The following is a 14,989-nucleotide window of genomic DNA, read 5'->3' on the forward strand; positions in this document are numbered from 1 at the left end:
CCCGCTCACCCCTCCGGGAACGCGTTCGCGGGCTCGCGGCTGCCAAGATGCCGCCCCCGCAAGGGGTTTGGCGACCGTACCGCGACGTGAACCACGTCACTCGCCGTCCCGCCGCAGCAGATGTCCCGCCCTCCGCTTCTCCACCCTGGGAAGTAGCCGGGACCGCGGGATTCATCCGGGGGCATGACGCCCGCGGCGCGTTTCCACGACAGGATTCGGAACGTGGCCGCACAGTCGTCGTCCGAGGGTGTGGTGCCGGGGCGCCGAGCGCGTCCCGGGCCCGGAAGAGCGGTCCGGGTGGGGACACCAGCCCTGACGAACCCCGTGGGGACGGGGGTACGGCGGACGGCACCACGCCGGCGCGACGCGATCGTCGCGCCGGCGTGGGGTTTCCGGGGGCCCCGCCCCGCCAAGTCGTCTCCGGCCGCACCGTGACCGCCTGCCCGCGTACGCTCACCGCCATGCCGGCAGACCTCCACGCCCACGCCCGCGCCGCCGCCCACCCCGCCGCCCCCTGCCCCGGCTGCGCGACCGGCACCCTGGCCGACCGCCCCGACGCCACCGTGGTCCGCCACCACCGCACCGTCGCCAAGGCGCACGCCCCCGGCACCGCGCCGGAGGAACTGCGCCGCCGGCTGGCCGTGGCCGCCGCCCTGCCGGAGATCCTGCTGCCCCCGCTGACGCCCGCCCCGACCGCGCTGGACGGCCGCCAGGTGACCTGCTGGCCGCTCGGCCTCCCCGTGGACCCGCGGGATCCCGGCGCCGCCCCCTGGGAGGACGCCGCCACCCTGACCGCCCGCCTGCACCGCACCCCGCCGCCGCCCGGGCTGCCCGCCATGCGCGGCCCGCGGAAGGCGGCGCTGGCGGTGGCCCGGCTCGCCGCCGAGGCGCCCGGCCACCCCGCCGCACCCGTGCTGCTGCGCGCCTGGGCGGCCCTGCCGCCCTGGGCGCGCGCCGAGGAGCCCGCCCCGCCGGAACTGGGCGCCGCCCTCTGCCACGGCGACCTGCACCTGGGCCAGCTCGTCCGCCACCCCGCGCCGGACGGGCCGTGGCGGCTGATAGACGTCGACGACCTCGGCGTCGGCGTCCCCGCCTGGGACCTGGCCCGTCCCGCCTCCTGGTTCGCCTGCGGCCTCCTGCCGGCCGAGGAGTGGCAGCGCTTCCTGGGCGCCTACCGGGCGGCCCGGGGACCGGCCCTGCCGGCCGACGGGGACCCCTGGCCCGTGCTGGACGTCCCGGCCCGCGCCCTCACCGTCCAGACGGCCTCCCGGTCCGTCACCAAGGCCCTCCTCGCCGGACGGCCGCTGGACGGGGCGGAGGAGGCGCTGGTCGACGCCTGCGGCCGGATGACGGCCCCGCGGACCGGAGTTCTGTGACGGATCCGGCCGCCCGAGGTGCAACCGGCCGGAACCGGGGGAGAGTCCGTAGGAACGGGAGCCGAGCGGTACCGGCCGCACCCGTGGACGAACACGCACCGCGATACGAGGAGTTGATCCGTCGATGCACTGTCCGAAGTGTCACGCGCCGATGCACACCTACAACCGCAACGGGGTCCAGATCGAGCAGTGCTCGGGCTGCCGGGGAATCTTCCTGGACTACGGGGAGCTGGAGACGCTGACCCGGCTGGAGTCCCAGTGGGCCCAGCCCGCCCCGCCCCCCGCCCCCGGTGCTCCGGCCTGGGGCGCTCCGCACGGCGGGCACCACGGTGGACACCACGGTGGGCACCACCGCCCGCGCAGCTTCGGCCGGATGCTCTTCTCCTCCTGACCGCGGGAGCCGTCGGAACGCGGAAGCCCCCGTCCACCGAGGTGGACGGGGGCTTCCGTTCAGGCGTGGACGATACTGGGATTGAACCAGTGACCTCTTCCGTGTCAGGGAAGCGCTCTCCCGCTGAGCTAATCGTCCTCGGGACAGGTGCGCGGCCGGGGGCCGTGCTACCACGTGCGCGATACTGGGATTGAACCAGTGACCTCTTCCGTGTCAGGGAAGCGCTCTCCCGCTGAGCTAATCGCGCGGGGATCCTCGCGGATCAGTGGACGATACTGGGATTGAACCAGTGACCTCTTCCGTGTCAGGGAAGCGCTCTCCCGCTGAGCTAATCGTCCTTGGAGGTGGAGACGGGATTTGAACCCGTGTAGACGGCTTTGCAGGCCGTTGCCTCGCCTCTCGGCCACTCCACCAGGAGCACAGGGTCTCGGGAAGATCCCCTGCTCTTTCGAGCGGACGACGAGGCTCGAACTCGCGACCTCAACCTTGGCAAGGTTGCGCTCTACCAACTGAGCTACGTCCGCCTGTCGGTTCGGTCCGCTTCCGCGTCCCGGCGACGTGTTGAACTTTAGCCCATTCCCGGGCCAGTACAAAAACGCGTTTGCCCAGCATGCCGCGGCGGACCGCCCCGGACCCCGTTCCGGCAGGTCCCGCGGCTTCCCGGCCCGAGGGCCCGGGAAGGTTCCCCGGAGACCGACCTACACTCGGCGGAGTGCAGCACCTCCCACCCCTCGCCCGGTTCGGCGGCATGGTCGCCACCGGCCTGCTCGACGTCACCGACGACCCGGCCGCGCTCGACTCCAGCGGTTTCTGGGCCGTCGCCGCCGACTACGAGGGCCGCCTGACCTGCGCGCGTTTCGCCGACGTCCGCAGCGCCCCGGTCCCCGCTCCCGTCCCCGGCCGGTGGCCGGCGCCCGCCCCCGGCGACTGGACGTCCTCGCTCGACCGCGCCGCGTACACGGAAGGGGTCCGGCGCATCCACCGGCACATCGCGGCCGGCGAGGTCTACCAGGCCAACCTCTGCCGCGTCCTGACGGCGCCCCTCGCCCCGCACGCCGACGTCGACGACCTCACCGCCCTCCTGGCGCGCGGCAACCCCGCCCCCTATGCGGGAACGATTCGCCTCCCGGACCACGGCGTGGAGATCGCCACCGCGTCCCCGGAGCTCTTCCTCAGCCGCGACGGCCGGGTCGTGGAGTCCGGCCCGATCAAGGGCACCGGGCGGACCGAGGCCGACCTGCTGCCCAAGGACCACGCCGAGAACGTCATGATCGTCGACCTGGTCCGCAACGACCTGGGGCGCGTGTGCCGCACCGGCAGCGTCACCGTGCCCGACCTGTGCGCGGTGGAGAAGCACCCCGGTCTGGTCCACCTGGTCTCCTCGGTCCGCGGCGAGCTGCTGCCCGGGGCGGGCTGGCCGGAGCTGCTCGCCGCGGCCTTCCCGCCCGGCTCGGTCACCGGCGCCCCCAAGCGGCGCGCGCTCTCCGTCCTCGCCGCCCTGGAGCGCGGGCCGCGCGGCCCCTACTGCGGCGGCGTCGGCTGGGTGGACGCCGACCGCGGCCGGGCCGAGCTGGCCGTCGGCATCCGCACCTTCTGGATCGAACGGGACGGCGCCGGGACCGCCGTGCTGCGGTTCGGCACCGGCGCGGGGATCACCTGGGACTCCGACCCGGAACGGGAGTGGGCGGAGACCGAGCTCAAGGCGTCCCGGCTGCTCGCGGTAGCGTCGGGAACGTACGACACCAGTGGAGGGACCCTCACGTGAAGATTTGGCTCGACGGCGGGCTCAAGGACCTCGAGTCCGCCCGTGTCTCCGTCCTCGACCACGGCCTGACCGTGGGGGACGGGATCTTCGAGACGGTGAAGACGGTCGGCGGGGAGCCCTTCGCGCTCACCCGCCACCTGGACCGCCTCACCCGCTCCGCCCGGGGCCTCGGCCTGCCGGACCCGGACGCCGACGAGGTCCGCCGCGCCTGTGCCGCCGTGATCGGGGCCAACCCGCGGACCCCCCTCGGCCGGCTGCGGATCACCTACACCGGCGGCCACGGACCGCTCGGCTCGGACCGCGGCGACAAGGGCACCACGCTGGTGGTGGCGCTCGGCGAGGCCAGGCCCCGCCCCGACTCCACGGCCGTGATCACCGTGCCCTGGACCCGCAACGAGCGCGGCGCGCTCACCGGCCTGAAGACCACCTCCTACGCCGAGAACGTCGTCGCGCTGGCCCGCGCCCACGAACAGGGCGCCACCGAGGCCCTGTTCGGCAACACCGTCGGCCAGCTCTGCGAGGGCACCGGGTCCAACGTCTTCGTCGTCCTGGGCGGCGAGATCCTCACCCCGCCGCTCGCCTCCGGCTGCCTGGCCGGCATCACCCGCGAGCTGGTGGCCGAGTGGACCGGCGCCCGGGAGGCGGACCTCCCGCTGGACGTCCTGGAGCGCGCCGACGAGGTGTTCCTGACCTCCTCGCTCCGTGACGTCCAGGCCGTGCACCGCGTCGACGGCCGTGAACTTCCCGGGGCGCACGGTCCGCTGACGGCCAAGGCGATGCGGATCTTCGCCGAGCGGTCCGGCGACGACCTGGACCCGTGACCGTTGTGGCCGCGGGCGGCCGGGTGGGGTAGAACCACCGGCATGACCACCACCCTGCGGCCCATCGAGCCGTTGCAGCAGGAGGCCGACGGAACCCGGTCGCGCCGCTACCAGGTGTGCGTGAACAGCCGGCCCGTCGGCACCGTGGGCCTGAGCACCTCGGCGGTGTTCGGCGACGCGGTGGCGCACGTGCGCGACCTGCGGATCGACGAGGCGGACCGGCGGCGCGGCCGGGCCACGGTGGCCGCGCTCGCCGCCGAGGAGGTCGCCCGGACCTGGGGCTGCCGGCGGATCGAGGCGACGGTGCCGGCGGACGCCGGGGCCGCCCTGCGGCTGGCGGACGCGCTCGGCTATACCGTGCGCAACCGGAACATGGAGAAGCGGCTCGGCGGGCCCGCGCCCGAACTGCCCGCCGGAAGCCGTGCGCGGCCCATGACGCCCGAGGAGTTCGAGGCGTGGCGCGAGCTCGACGCCGTCGAGTACGCGCGGGAATGGACCGCCCGCGGGGTGACCGAGGAGGAGGCGCTGGCCAAGTCCCGCCGGGAGCAGCGCACGGTCCTGCCGGACGGGATCGCCACCGCGGGCATGGAGTTCCTCGTGCTGGAGCACGAGGGGGAGCGGGCCGGGGTCCTGTGGCTGTCGCTGGGCGCCGGGGAGACGGACCCGGCGTACGTCTACCAGGTGCGGACCGAGCCGACCGTGCGCGGCCGGGGGCACGGCCGCACGCTGATGCTCCTGGCGGAGGCGCGGGCGGCGGAGGCGGGGCGGAGCGTCGTGGGCCTCAACGTCTTCGCCGGCAACGCCCCGGCGGAACGGCTCTACGACTCCCTCGGCTACCGCACCACCCGCCACCACCTGTACAAGGTCCTGGTCTGATCCCGGCCGCCGTCCCGCGGGCGGCCGGGCCGCCCGCGGGACGGGAGCGGGGCCGCGGCGTCAGGCGGCGTCGTCCAGGAGGCGGTCGGCGACGGCCTCGACACGGGCGCGGAGGCCGTCCTGGGACGTTCCGCCGTCGAGCCGCTCACCGCCGATCACGTAGGTGGGCGTACCCGTGACCCCGATCGCCTTGCCCTCCGCATGGTCCGCGTCGACGACCAGGATGTGCCGGCCGTCCACCAGCGCCGTGTCGAACTCCTCGGCGTCCAGACCGAGTTCCCGGGCGACGTCGACCAGCAGCGCCTCCCCGCGGCGGTCCAGCTCGGCCACCCGGCCGAGCACGGCCTCGGCGTACTCCCAGCCCTTGCCCTGCTCCACCGCCTCCTCCGCGGCCTGCGCGGCGGCGAAGGCGTGCTTGTGCTTCTCCAGCGGGAAGTGCCGCAGCCGCACCTCCATCCGGTCGCCGTAGCGGGCGCGCAGCGCGCGGACGTCGTCGAGGGCGGTGCGGCAGTCGGGGCACTGCAGCTCGCACCAGACGTCGAGCACGACAGGGACGGAGGTGGCGGAGGACGTATCGCTCATGGGACCAGTCTCCCAGCCGCCGCGGGTCCCGTGCTCCCAGGGGGGCGGGCCACGGGTGCCCTAGGGGATGTCCCTGATTCCGGCCTGGAGCCGTGGCGCCGCGGCGTGCGGCGGGGGCACGATGGAGGGAGCGGCACCCACCCGCCGCCCCGTCCGTCAGGAGGCCTTGATGCTCGCCGAGACCATCTGCAGCGCGGTGTCCGTGGCCGGCCTGGGCATCGCCGCGGTCACGGCCTTCCGGCGCCGTTTCCTGACGGCCGCCCGGATCGCCGCGTACTCCCTGATCCCGATCGGCCTGGTGATGACCGGAGCGGTCGCCTGGGCCGCGGAGACCGCCTTCAGCCCCAGGGCGTGGGCCGGCTTCGGCCTGCTGGGCGCCGCCTGGCTGCTGTTCCTGCTCACCCGCCTCGTCGAGCGGCGCCGCCTGCGCAGGGCCGGGACCCCCGCCGCCGACGCGCGGCAGGCCGCGGCCGCGGCGGCCCCGCGGCGCCGTCCGGTGGGACCGGCCCCCGAGACGGGCCGTCGCACCCCCGCGGGCGGCTCCGGCGACCAGGACGACTTCAGCGACATCGAGGCCATCCTGAAGAAGCACGGCATCTGAGCCGCCCCGGCCGCCCCGGCCGCCCCGGCGGTTCGGGCCGGCCGAGCGGTCCGCGTCCTCCGCCCCTCGCCCGCGTCCCGCATATGATCCGACCACCCCGGCCGGTGATCATGCCCGGCCCCGCGACCGGTCCGAACCGGTCGGGAACCGGGCCCGTCGGCATACGGTCGGCCCACTACCGTGCAGGTCGCGCGGCGTGACCGGCCCGGCGCGGCGGGCTGCCCCATGATGGCCGCGAGATGCTGGACACGACACGGACCGGGGCCGCCTCTCCGGAAGGAGACGAGCGCGAACCCCGCGGGTGCCTCTTCGCCCTTTCCCAGCCGCCGCTGATGATCTTCCTGGCGGTGATCGGGACCCTGTTCCTCATGGCAGCGCTGCACGACCTGCTGCTGCTGTGAGCCGGCCGCGCGCGTCCCCGGCGACACCCGTCGGGGGCGGCGCTCTCAGCCCGCGCGGGACGGCCGGGCGGCCGTCCTCAGCCCGCCGCCTCCTTGCGCCGGGCCCGGTAGGCCGCGACGTGGAGCCGGTTGCCGCAGGTGCGGCTGTCGCAGTAGCGCCGCGAGCGGTTGCGCGAGAGGTCCACGAAGGCCCGCCGGCAGTCCGGGGCCTCGCAGCGCCGCAGCCGTTCCCGCTCCCCGGCGACCACGAAGAACGCCAGCGCCATCCCGCAGTCCGCGGCCAGGTGGTCGGCGACCGAGGCGCCCGGCGCGAAGTAGTGGACGTGCCAGTCGTACCCGTCGTGGTCGGTCAGCCGGGGCGTGGTGCCCGCCGCCGCGACCAGCTCGTTGATCAGGCCCGCGGCGATCCGGGTGTCCGTGGCCGCGAAGACCGCGGCGAACCGGCCGCGCAGCCGCCGCACCGCCGAGAGGTCCAGCTCGGTGAGGGTCCCCACGTCGCTGATCCGGTGACCCGCCACGAAGTCCTCGAGCGCGCCGAGGTCCGGCAGCCCGTCCGCCGCGCCGTCCTCCGGCGCGGTGTTCACCAGATCCACCACGGCGTCGAGTGCGCACCTGGTGTCATGGGTGATCAGCACGTATCGCTCCCTGCCTGGGCATCCGCGGGCCGCCCGCCGATGGTGGCCGATCGTAATGGCTTTTCGGCCGCGGGGAAGGGGGGACCGGTCGGCGGGACGCGCGGAAACGCCCCGGCGCCGTCCACCGCGGGAGGACCGCGGCGACGGCGCCGGTGCGTGCGTACGAGGTCGTGCCTGCCCGCATGAGGTTGTGCCGGCCCCGGCCGTCTCCCCGAGTGGACGGCCGAGGGTGCTCGAGCTGTGGTGCGGCCGGGGCCGGAGGCGCCCCGGGGGTCTTCCGCCCCTAGCTCTCCGCCAGGATGTGCGAGAGCTCCTGGTCGAGATCGAAGTGACGGTGCTCCGTGCCGGGTGGCACGGCGGCGTCCGTGCGCTTCAGGAAGGACTCCAGGGCCCGCGCCGGGGCCTCGAGCAGGGCCTCGCCCTCCGGAGAGCTCAGGGCGATGCAGACGACCCCCTGGCCGTGACTGCGGGACGGCCAGACACGGACATCGCCCGTGCCGGTGGGCCGGTGCAGCCCCTCGGCGAGGAGATCACGGGCGAACACCCACTCGACCGTCTCCTCGGCTCCGGTGTGGAAGGTGGCGTGCACGGCGTAGGGGTCGGCCGTGTCGTACCGCAGGCCTGCGGGGACAGGCAGTGAGGACTCGCTCGATACAACGAGGCGCAGGTGCAGCTCGCAGCTGACCGTGGTGTTCATAAGCGCCAGGGCCTTTCGCTCAGTGTGCGCTCGGGGATTCGCACGTCGGCGAAATCGACATGCCACACACGATGCCGTTGTAAACCCCTCTGAGGGTTTTGCGTGCGTTTATGTACCTCTTCTGGCCGAGGGTACTTCCATTGAGGCGACCATTCCGGTGATCACTTTCACTCGGGTAGGGTTTCCCGAGTGAATACGGGGAGTGACGAACCTGGGGGGACGCGGGGGATGCGCACGACAGCGGGCGAGGTGGAATCCGACGTGACACAGGACGATCGTGGAACCCCGGCCGACGGCACGGAAGGCGGCGCGCCGGGTACCGGTGCCACCATGAGCGAGGTGGCGGACGCGGAGGGCTCCGGCCGTCCCGGGGGGAGGCACGAGCGGGCGCTCGGCTCGCGTGCGCCCGAGTACGTCAAGCGGCGGCGGGCGCTCCACCTGAGCTGGCAGGTGGGCGTCTTCCTGGTCGGCCTGGCGGTGATCACGGCCGGCGTGCTGATGCTGGTCTTCCCCGGCCCCGGCTGGGTGGTGATCTTCGGCGGCATGGCGATCTGGGCGACCGAGTTCGTCTGGGCCCAGTTGGCGCTCCGGTGGACGAAGCGCAAGGTCACCGAGGCGGCGCAGAAGGCCCTGGACCCCAAGGTGCGGCGCCGCAACCTGGCGCTCACCGCGATCGCGCTGGTGATCGCGGCCACGCTGTGCGGCGTCTACCTGTGGAAGTTCGGCCTGGTCATGCCCTGGAACATCGACCGGCAGTGACCCGGGGTGGTGCGGAGCACCCCCTGACATGGGGTAATGTTCTCTCTGCGCCCGGGCGATTAGCTCAGTGGGAGAGCGCTTCGTTCACACCGAAGAGGTCACTGGTTCGAACCCAGTATCGCCCACCGGCGAGGAGGGTCCGGTTCCGTGGAAACACGGAACCGGACCCTCCTCCTTTTCCGCACGCGGGACGCGAGTTCAGGCTCGTGCCGGAGAATTCGGGCGGTAATTCGTCCATTGTTTCCGCGGAACGCCGCGTATTTCTCCGCGTGTTCGCGGACCCCCTTCCTCCGATTGCCCTGCGGCCGGTCAAGTCTCCGCCCGGGAGCGGTGTTTCGCCGGCCCGCCGCGAATGCGGGAAAGGGAGCCGGGGACTCCGCGGGAGGCGCGCGGCAACCGGGTCCGGGGGCCCGCGGGTTCGCCGCCCGCCCCGCGGGTGCGCGCCGAACGGGTCGTGGAGACTGGGGTCATGAGGCTGAGTGAGCTCACCCGATACCGCTTCTCCGGCCGCTGGACCCTGTCCGCGCCGCCCGGAGCCGTCTACCGGACCCTGGAGCGCGTCGACGAGTACCCCCGCTGGTGGCCCGAGGTGCGGCGGGCGGTGCGGACCGGGGAGGCGTCCGGCCGGGTGCTCGTCCGCTCGCTCCTCCCGTACGACCTGCGCCTGGACATCCGGGCCGTCCGGCAGGAGCCGGAGGCCGGCGTGCTCCAGGCGGAACTGTCGGGGGACCTGGCCGGCTGGATGCGCTGGACCGTCCGCCCGGCGGGCGCCGGAACGCTGGTCCTCCACGACCAGGACACCGACCTCACCAAACCGGTGCTGCGCCTGCTGGGCGTGCCCGGCCGCCCCCTGCTGCGGGCCAACCACGCCCTGATGATGCGCGGCGGCCGCCGCGGCCTCGAGGCGTTCCTGGCGGGCGGCGGCGAAGCGGTTTGAACGAAGGACCGTCGGGCCTGTATTGTTCAGTGCGTTCCCGGGCGATTAGCTCAGCGGGAGAGCGCTTCGTTCACACCGAAGAGGTCACTGGTTCGAACCCAGTATCGCCCACGGCACCGGAGGCGATCCGAGACCGCGACACAGCGGCCGGGTCGCCTCCGTCGTTCTTCCGGGCGGCCGGCGCGTCCGGGCGGCCGGCTGCCGGACGGCCGACGGTTCAGGCGGCCGCCGTCAGCCCCGGGCGCAGCGGCCACGACCGGTCCACCGTCTCCGGCGCCCCGCTCCGCGCGAACCACGCCTCCAGTCCCTTCGCCTGTGCCGCGTGCCAGGTCTGCTGCAGCGTGTGCAGCTCGGCCGGGGACAGCCGCTCCAGCCGCGACGCGAAGCGGCGCCCGACCGCCCGCGTGACGTCCAGGGCCGCCAGCGCGTCCGCCGCCGCGTCGTGCGCCTCGGTCAGCTCCACGCCGTAGAACTCGCACAGGTCGACCAGGGTCCGGCGCCCCTTGCGGTACCGGTCGAAGTGCTTGTCCAGCACCCGCGGGTCGATCACCCTCAGCGACGCCGAACGGAACCAGCGGTCCAGCGCGGACGCCCGGTGCCGCCGGAGCTCACGGTCCAGCAGCGTCAGGTCGAAGGGCGCGTTCATCACCACCAGCGGCCGGCCCGCGGTCGCCTGCTCGCCCAGCGCCCTGCCTATCTCGTACATCACCGGAGCCGGCCAGCGGCCGTTGCGCTCCAGGTGGTCCTGGGTGAGTCCGTGCACCGCCGTCGCCTCGGCAGGAACCGGGACCCCCGGGTTCACCAGCCAGCGCGTCACGCGCGGCCGGGTGCCCGGTGCGTCCTGCACCACCAGGGCGGCCGACACCACGCGGTCGTTCTCCACGTCCACACCCGTCGTCTCCGTGTCGAAGGCGGCCAGTGGGCCCTCGTACCAGCACGTCATGTCTCCGCAACCCCTCGCTCAACTCCCCGCACACGCAAGGCGGCAGGCGGACCGCCCGCCGTGCACCGGTGATACCCGGGCCGTTTGCGCCGTACGCCGGCCGGAGACAACAGACATACGGGACCGCGCGGTTCGGCGGCCCCGCCCTCGAACCGTCCGGCCGGAGAGGCTGTTGGGGCATGGCTACGGCGCAGCCCGAGCGCGGCGGGCTGCTGCCCGAACGCACGACGCACCGACGCGGCACACTCGCCACCACCGCCTGCATGGAGACCCTCCAGGTGGGATACCTGCACGCCGTCGCGGCCGCGGCCGGCTGCTCGCTGTCCCAGCCGTTCCCCGACAACGGCATCGACTGGCACGTCAGCCACAGCTCGCCGGGCCACACCGTGGACGACGAGGTCACCATCAAGGTCCAGCTGAAGAGCACCTACCAGACGCCGCCCCGCCCGCCGGGCCGGCACTTCTCCTTCACGCTGGACAACGGTCACCTGGCCAAGCTGGCCCGCACACCCGTCACCGTCCACAAGATCCTCGTGGTGATGCTGGTGCCCCGGGCCCGCGACCAGTGGCTGACCGCGGGGCACGACCGGCTGGACCTCAGGCACTGCTGCTACTGGGTCAACCTCGCCGGACATCCGGTCACCGGGCGCACCCGCACCACCGTGCGGGTGCCGACCGCGCGCATCTTCGACGACCGGGCGCTCTGCGACATCATGAACCGGGTCGGAAGGGGAGACATGCCGTGACGCACCGACCGATCGACGGCCCCGGCGACGGTCCCGGCGGCGTCCCCCGCCGCGGGCGCCGGGCCCGCCTCCGCCCGGCCACCGGCGCCGGGGGGACCGGGGAGGCCGGGAACACCGGGGGGACCGGGGGGACCGGGGACACGGTCCGTCCCGTGATGCCGATGCCCCGGGGGCCGCGGTGGGCCGGCGATCCGTACCCCGGCGGAGCCCTGCCCGACCCCGGGCGGGCCGACCCGGCCGTCCTCGCCGTCCTGCTGGCCCGCCACGGCTGGCGCCGCAGGGGCGGCGCCCCCGGCCGGTACGGCCGCTGGACGCCGCCCGGACCGCGGGGCGCGCGCACCAGTCTGCTCGTCCCGGAGAGCCGCGCCTTCCCCGACAGCGCCGACCTGCTGGGCGAGGCGCTGGACGCCCTCGCCCGCACCGAGGAGCCCGCCGCCCGGGAGATCCTGCTCGCCCTGGCCGTGCCCGGCGACGAGATCCGCTGGCGGCGCGACGTCCCCGACGGCCACCGGGCCGGACCCCTCGCCGCGCGCTGGACGGCGGAGGAGGAACTCCGCTCGGCCGCCCGCCACACCCTGCTCGCCGCCGCCCTCGCCGGCCGCGCCCGCACCGGCTACCACGGCGCCCGTCACCGCCGGGCCGCCGCGGCCGCCCTGGGGGACGTGCTGTTGCTCGGGGCGGCCTCCGGCGGGCGCACGCTCACCGCCTTCGCGCCCGTCGCCCCCGCCCGCCCGCTGACCGTCCGCCTCCACCGGGCGCTGCACGCGGCCCGGGAGGCCGTCGACCACCGGCGGGCCACCGGAGGGATGGACGCCTTCGACGCCGCCGTCGCCGCCGGGGTGAGCCGTGAGCTGACCGAGGCGCTGATCACCCTGGTCAAGGGCACCGAGGGAGCCGGCGTGACGATCTCCTGGGCGCCCGCCGCCGGGATCCCCGAGGGGTGCGGGCCCGACGCCGAGCCGGTCGAGTTCTCGCCCGGCGACCTGCCCGCCCTCCGCGAGGCCGGGGCCCGCTACCGGCGGGCCGAGCCCTCCGTCGCCGTGCGGCTCACCGGCACCGTGGACCGGCTGCGCCGCACCGGCGGCGACGGGGCGGGCACCGTGCGGCTGCGGGTGCTCGCCGGGGCCGAGGTCCCGCACGTGCGGGTCACCCTCGACGAGGAGGCGTACCGGATCGCCGGCCAGGCGCACCTGGTGGGGCTGCCCGTCCGGGTGGACGGCAGGCTCGACAGCCGGGCCGGCTTCCGCCGCCTCACCGGCGCCCGCGGCGTCGCCCCCGTCACCGTCGACGAGGCCGAACGCGACCGGCTGATGAAGTCCCTCCAGGAGAACCTCGACTTCTTCGAGGAGGCCTGCGGCGGGGACTGCGAGGGTTAACCGCTTCGCACGGGGTGCGCGCGGCTCGGTAGGATTCCGGTACGCGTCCGTCCGTGACGTGTCGAGACTTCCCCCAGCAGGCCTTCAGTCAGGAGAGACCGGTGTCAGACGTCCGTGTGATCATCCAACGCGATTCCGAGCGGGAAGAGCGCGTGGTGACGACGGGCACTACGGCCGCCGACCTCTTCGCCGGCGAGCGCTCGATCGTGGCCGCTCGCGTCGGGGGCGAGCTCAAGGACCTCGCCTACGAGCTGAAGGACGGCGAGAGCGTCGAGGGCGTCGACATCTCCTCCGAGGACGGTCTGAACATCCTGCGCCACTCCACCGCGCACGTCATGGCGCAGGCCGTCCAGGAGCTCTTCCCGGAAGCCAAGCTGGGCATCGGCCCGCCGGTCAAGGACGGCTTCTACTACGACTTCGACGTCGAGAAGCCGTTCACGCCCGAGGATCTCAAGGCCATCGAGAAGAAGATGCAGGAGATCCAGAAGCGCGGGCAGAAGTTCGCCCGTCGCGTGGTGACCGACGAGGCCGCCCGCGAGGAGCTCGCGGACGAGCCGTACAAGCTCGAGCTGATCGGCCTCAAGGGCTCGGCCTCCTCGGACGACGGCGCGGACGTCGAGGTGGGCGCCGGCGAGCTGACCATCTACGACAACCTCGACGCCAAGACCGGCGAGCTGTGCTGGAAGGACCTCTGCCGCGGTCCCCACCTGCCGTCGACCCGTCTGATCCCGGCGTTCAAGCTGATGCGCAACGCGGCCGCGTACTGGCGGGGCAGCGAGAAGAACCCCATGCTGCAGCGCATCTACGGCACCGCCTGGCCGTCCAAGGACGAGCTGAAGCAGTACCTGGACTTCCTCGCCGAGGCGGAGAAGCGCGACCACCGCAAGCTGGGCAACGAGCTCGACCTGTTCTCGATCCCCGAGCAGATCGGCTCCGGCCTCGCCGTCTTCCACCCCAAGGGCGGCATCGTCCGCCGCGTGATGGAGGACTACTCGCGCCGCCGCCACGAGGAGGAGGGCTACGAGTTCGTCTACACCCCGCACGCGACGAAGGGGAAGCTCTTCGAGACCTCGGGCCACCTGGACTGGTACGCCGACGGCATGTACCCGCCCATGCAGCTCGACGAGGGCGTGGACTACTACCTCAAGCCCATGAACTGCCCGATGCACAACCTGGTCTTCGACGCGCGCGGCCGGTCCTACCGCGAGTTGCCGCTGCGCCTCTTCGAGTTCGGGACGGTGTACCGGTACGAGAAGTCCGGCGTGGTGCACGGCCTCACCCGCGCCCGCGGCTTCACCCAGGACGACGCGCACATCTACTGCACCAAGGAGCAGATGGCGGAGGAGCTCGACAAGACGCTCACCTTCGTCCTGAACCTGCTGCGCGACTACGGCCTCACCGACTTCTACCTGGAGCTCTCCACCAAGGACCCCGAGAAGTTCGTCGGCTCCGACGAGGTGTGGGAGGAAGCCACCGAGACGCTGCGGCAGGTGGCCGAGAAGCAGGGTCTCCCGCTGGTGCCGGACCCGGGCGGCGCGGCCTTCTACGGCCCGAAGATCTCCGTCCAGGCGAAGGACGCGATCGGGCGGACCTGGCAGATGTCGACCGTGCAGCTCGACTTCAACCTGCCGGAGCGCTTCAACCTCGAGTACACCGCGGCCGACGGCACCAAGCAGCGGCCGGTGATGATCCACCGCGCGCTCTTCGGCTCCATCGAGCGGTTCTTCGCGGTGCTGCTGGAGCACTACGCGGGCGCGTTCCCGGCGTGGCTGGCCCCCGTGCAGGCGGTCGGCATCCCGATCGGCGACGCGCACGTGGAGTACCTCCAGGAGTTCGCCGCCGAGGCGAAGAAGAAGGGCCTGCGCGTGGAGGTCGACGCCTCCTCGGACCGCATGCAGAAGAAGATCCGCAACGCCCAGAAGATGAAGACCCCCTTCATGATCATCGTGGGTGATGAGGACATGAACGCGGGGACGGTGTCGTTCCGGTACCGCGACGGTTCGCAGGAGAACGGCATCCCGCGTGACCAGGCGATCGCCAAGCTCGTCGACGTGGTGGAGCGCCGAGCGCAGGTGTGACGCGC

Annotated in this window: 16 protein-coding genes and 7 tRNA genes; 14 read left to right on the top strand and 9 right to left on the bottom strand. The window is 73.6% G+C overall.

Annotated elements, in window-relative coordinates:
• The first annotated feature begins 461 nt into the window (after positions 1-461).
• Positions 462-1,376, top strand: a complete 915-nt coding sequence (locus A2U95_RS17755; RefSeq protein ID WP_166023710.1) for an aminoglycoside phosphotransferase family protein — start codon at positions 462-464, stop codon at positions 1,374-1,376.
• 124 nt (positions 1,377-1,500) lie between these two features.
• Positions 1,501-1,767 carry a TFIIB-type zinc ribbon-containing protein gene (locus tag A2U95_RS17760; protein ID WP_166023712.1) on the top strand — a complete coding sequence of 89 codons (267 nt, stop codon included), beginning with the start codon at positions 1,501-1,503 and terminating at the stop codon, positions 1,765-1,767.
• Positions 1,768-1,833: 66 nt separating this feature from the next.
• Here A2U95_RS17760 and A2U95_RS17765 read toward each other — a convergent pair.
• The 5 genes from A2U95_RS17765 to A2U95_RS17785 form a co-directional block, all read right to left on the bottom strand.
• Positions 1,834-1,905 (bottom strand) — tRNA-Val (locus A2U95_RS17765).
• Between the two features lie 37 nt (positions 1,906-1,942).
• A tRNA-Val gene (locus tag A2U95_RS17770) sits at positions 1,943-2,014 on the bottom strand.
• A gap of 19 nt (positions 2,015-2,033) precedes the next feature.
• Positions 2,034-2,105: transfer RNA gene (locus A2U95_RS17775), tRNA-Val, on the bottom strand.
• Between the two features lies 1 nt (position 2,106).
• A tRNA-Cys gene (locus A2U95_RS17780) sits at positions 2,107-2,180 on the bottom strand.
• 38 nt (positions 2,181-2,218) lie between these two features.
• A tRNA-Gly gene (locus A2U95_RS17785) sits at positions 2,219-2,291 on the bottom strand.
• Between the two features lie 188 nt (positions 2,292-2,479).
• Here A2U95_RS17785 and A2U95_RS17790 point away from each other — a divergent pair.
• The 3 genes from A2U95_RS17790 to A2U95_RS17800 are packed head-to-tail and all read left to right on the top strand — an operon-like array spanning position 2,480 to position 5,229.
• Positions 2,480-3,532 (top strand): chorismate-binding protein, encoded by a 1,053-nt coding sequence (locus tag A2U95_RS17790; protein WP_166023714.1) that lies wholly within the window; start codon positions 2,480-2,482, stop codon positions 3,530-3,532.
• The gene (locus tag A2U95_RS17795; RefSeq protein WP_166023716.1) at positions 3,529-4,353 is read left to right on the top strand and encodes an aminotransferase class IV; all 825 of its coding nucleotides are present in this window, start codon (positions 3,529-3,531) and stop codon (positions 4,351-4,353) included. Before A2U95_RS17790 ends, A2U95_RS17795 begins: the two co-directional genes overlap by 4 nt.
• 42 nt (positions 4,354-4,395) lie before the next feature.
• Complete coding sequence (locus A2U95_RS17800; RefSeq protein WP_166023718.1) at positions 4,396-5,229, top strand: GNAT family N-acetyltransferase; 834 nt, start codon at positions 4,396-4,398, stop codon at positions 5,227-5,229.
• A gap of 60 nt (positions 5,230-5,289) precedes the next feature.
• Here A2U95_RS17800 and A2U95_RS17805 read toward each other — a convergent pair whose 3' ends face one another.
• Entirely contained in the window at positions 5,290-5,811 is a 522-nt protein-coding gene (locus tag A2U95_RS17805; protein ID WP_166023720.1) for a DsbA family protein, read from the bottom strand.
• A gap of 169 nt (positions 5,812-5,980) precedes the next feature.
• Between A2U95_RS17805 and A2U95_RS17810 the strand changes: the two genes are divergently transcribed.
• Together A2U95_RS17810 and A2U95_RS17815 are read left to right on the top strand one after the other, a co-directional pair.
• Positions 5,981-6,412, top strand: a complete 432-nt coding sequence (locus A2U95_RS17810) for a hypothetical protein (protein WP_166023722.1) — start codon at positions 5,981-5,983, stop codon at positions 6,410-6,412.
• A gap of 239 nt (positions 6,413-6,651) precedes the next feature.
• A complete protein-coding gene (locus tag A2U95_RS17815) occupies positions 6,652-6,813 on the top strand; it encodes a hypothetical protein (protein WP_166023724.1) in 162 nt (53 codons plus the stop codon).
• 77 nt (positions 6,814-6,890) lie between these two features.
• Here the strand turns inward: A2U95_RS17815 and A2U95_RS17820 are convergent, their stop codons facing one another.
• Entirely contained in the window at positions 6,891-7,448 is a 558-nt protein-coding gene (locus tag A2U95_RS17820) for a CGNR zinc finger domain-containing protein (RefSeq protein ID WP_166023726.1), read from the bottom strand.
• 283 nt (positions 7,449-7,731) lie between these two features.
• A complete protein-coding gene (locus A2U95_RS17825; protein WP_004002642.1) occupies positions 7,732-8,145 on the bottom strand; it encodes an SsgA family sporulation/cell division regulator in 414 nt (137 codons plus the stop codon).
• Between the two features lie 330 nt (positions 8,146-8,475).
• On the opposite strand from A2U95_RS17825, the gene A2U95_RS17830 reads away from it, so the two are divergent.
• From A2U95_RS17830 to A2U95_RS17845, 4 genes are all read left to right on the top strand, one after another.
• The gene (locus tag A2U95_RS17830; protein WP_166023728.1) at positions 8,476-8,904 is read left to right on the top strand and encodes a TIGR02611 family protein; all 429 of its coding nucleotides are present in this window, start codon (positions 8,476-8,478) and stop codon (positions 8,902-8,904) included.
• A 53-nt stretch (positions 8,905-8,957) separates the two neighbouring features.
• Positions 8,958-9,029, top strand: a tRNA-Val gene (locus A2U95_RS17835).
• A gap of 344 nt (positions 9,030-9,373) precedes the next feature.
• Positions 9,374-9,841: an SRPBCC family protein gene (locus tag A2U95_RS17840; protein WP_166023730.1), complete on the top strand. Its 468-nt coding sequence runs from the start codon at positions 9,374-9,376 to the stop codon at positions 9,839-9,841.
• A 39-nt stretch (positions 9,842-9,880) separates the two neighbouring features.
• Positions 9,881-9,952: transfer RNA gene (locus A2U95_RS17845), tRNA-Val, on the top strand.
• A 106-nt stretch (positions 9,953-10,058) separates the two neighbouring features.
• Here A2U95_RS17845 and A2U95_RS17850 read toward each other — a convergent pair.
• Positions 10,059-10,784: a 3'-5' exonuclease gene (locus A2U95_RS17850; RefSeq protein ID WP_166023733.1), complete on the bottom strand. Its 726-nt coding sequence runs from the start codon at positions 10,782-10,784 to the stop codon at positions 10,059-10,061.
• A gap of 179 nt (positions 10,785-10,963) precedes the next feature.
• On the opposite strand from A2U95_RS17850, the gene A2U95_RS17855 reads away from it, so the two are divergent.
• From A2U95_RS17855 to thrS, 3 genes are all read left to right on the top strand, one after another.
• Positions 10,964-11,530, top strand: coding sequence for a DUF4365 domain-containing protein (locus A2U95_RS17855; RefSeq protein ID WP_166023734.1), 567 nt, complete (start codon positions 10,964-10,966; stop codon positions 11,528-11,530).
• A 155-nt stretch (positions 11,531-11,685) separates the two neighbouring features.
• Positions 11,686-12,906: a hypothetical protein gene (locus A2U95_RS17860; RefSeq protein ID WP_240957475.1), complete on the top strand. Its 1,221-nt coding sequence runs from the start codon at positions 11,686-11,688 to the stop codon at positions 12,904-12,906.
• 101 nt (positions 12,907-13,007) lie between these two features.
• The gene (gene thrS, locus A2U95_RS17865; protein WP_166023736.1) at positions 13,008-14,984 is read left to right on the top strand and encodes a threonine--tRNA ligase; all 1,977 of its coding nucleotides are present in this window, start codon (positions 13,008-13,010) and stop codon (positions 14,982-14,984) included.
• Positions 14,985-14,989: the final 5 nt, after the last annotated feature.

Origin of the sequence: Streptomyces chilikensis, assembly GCF_001642695.1 — a bacterium.
GTDB classification, from domain to species: Bacteria; Actinomycetota; Actinomycetes; order Streptomycetales; family Streptomycetaceae; genus Streptomyces; species Streptomyces chilikensis.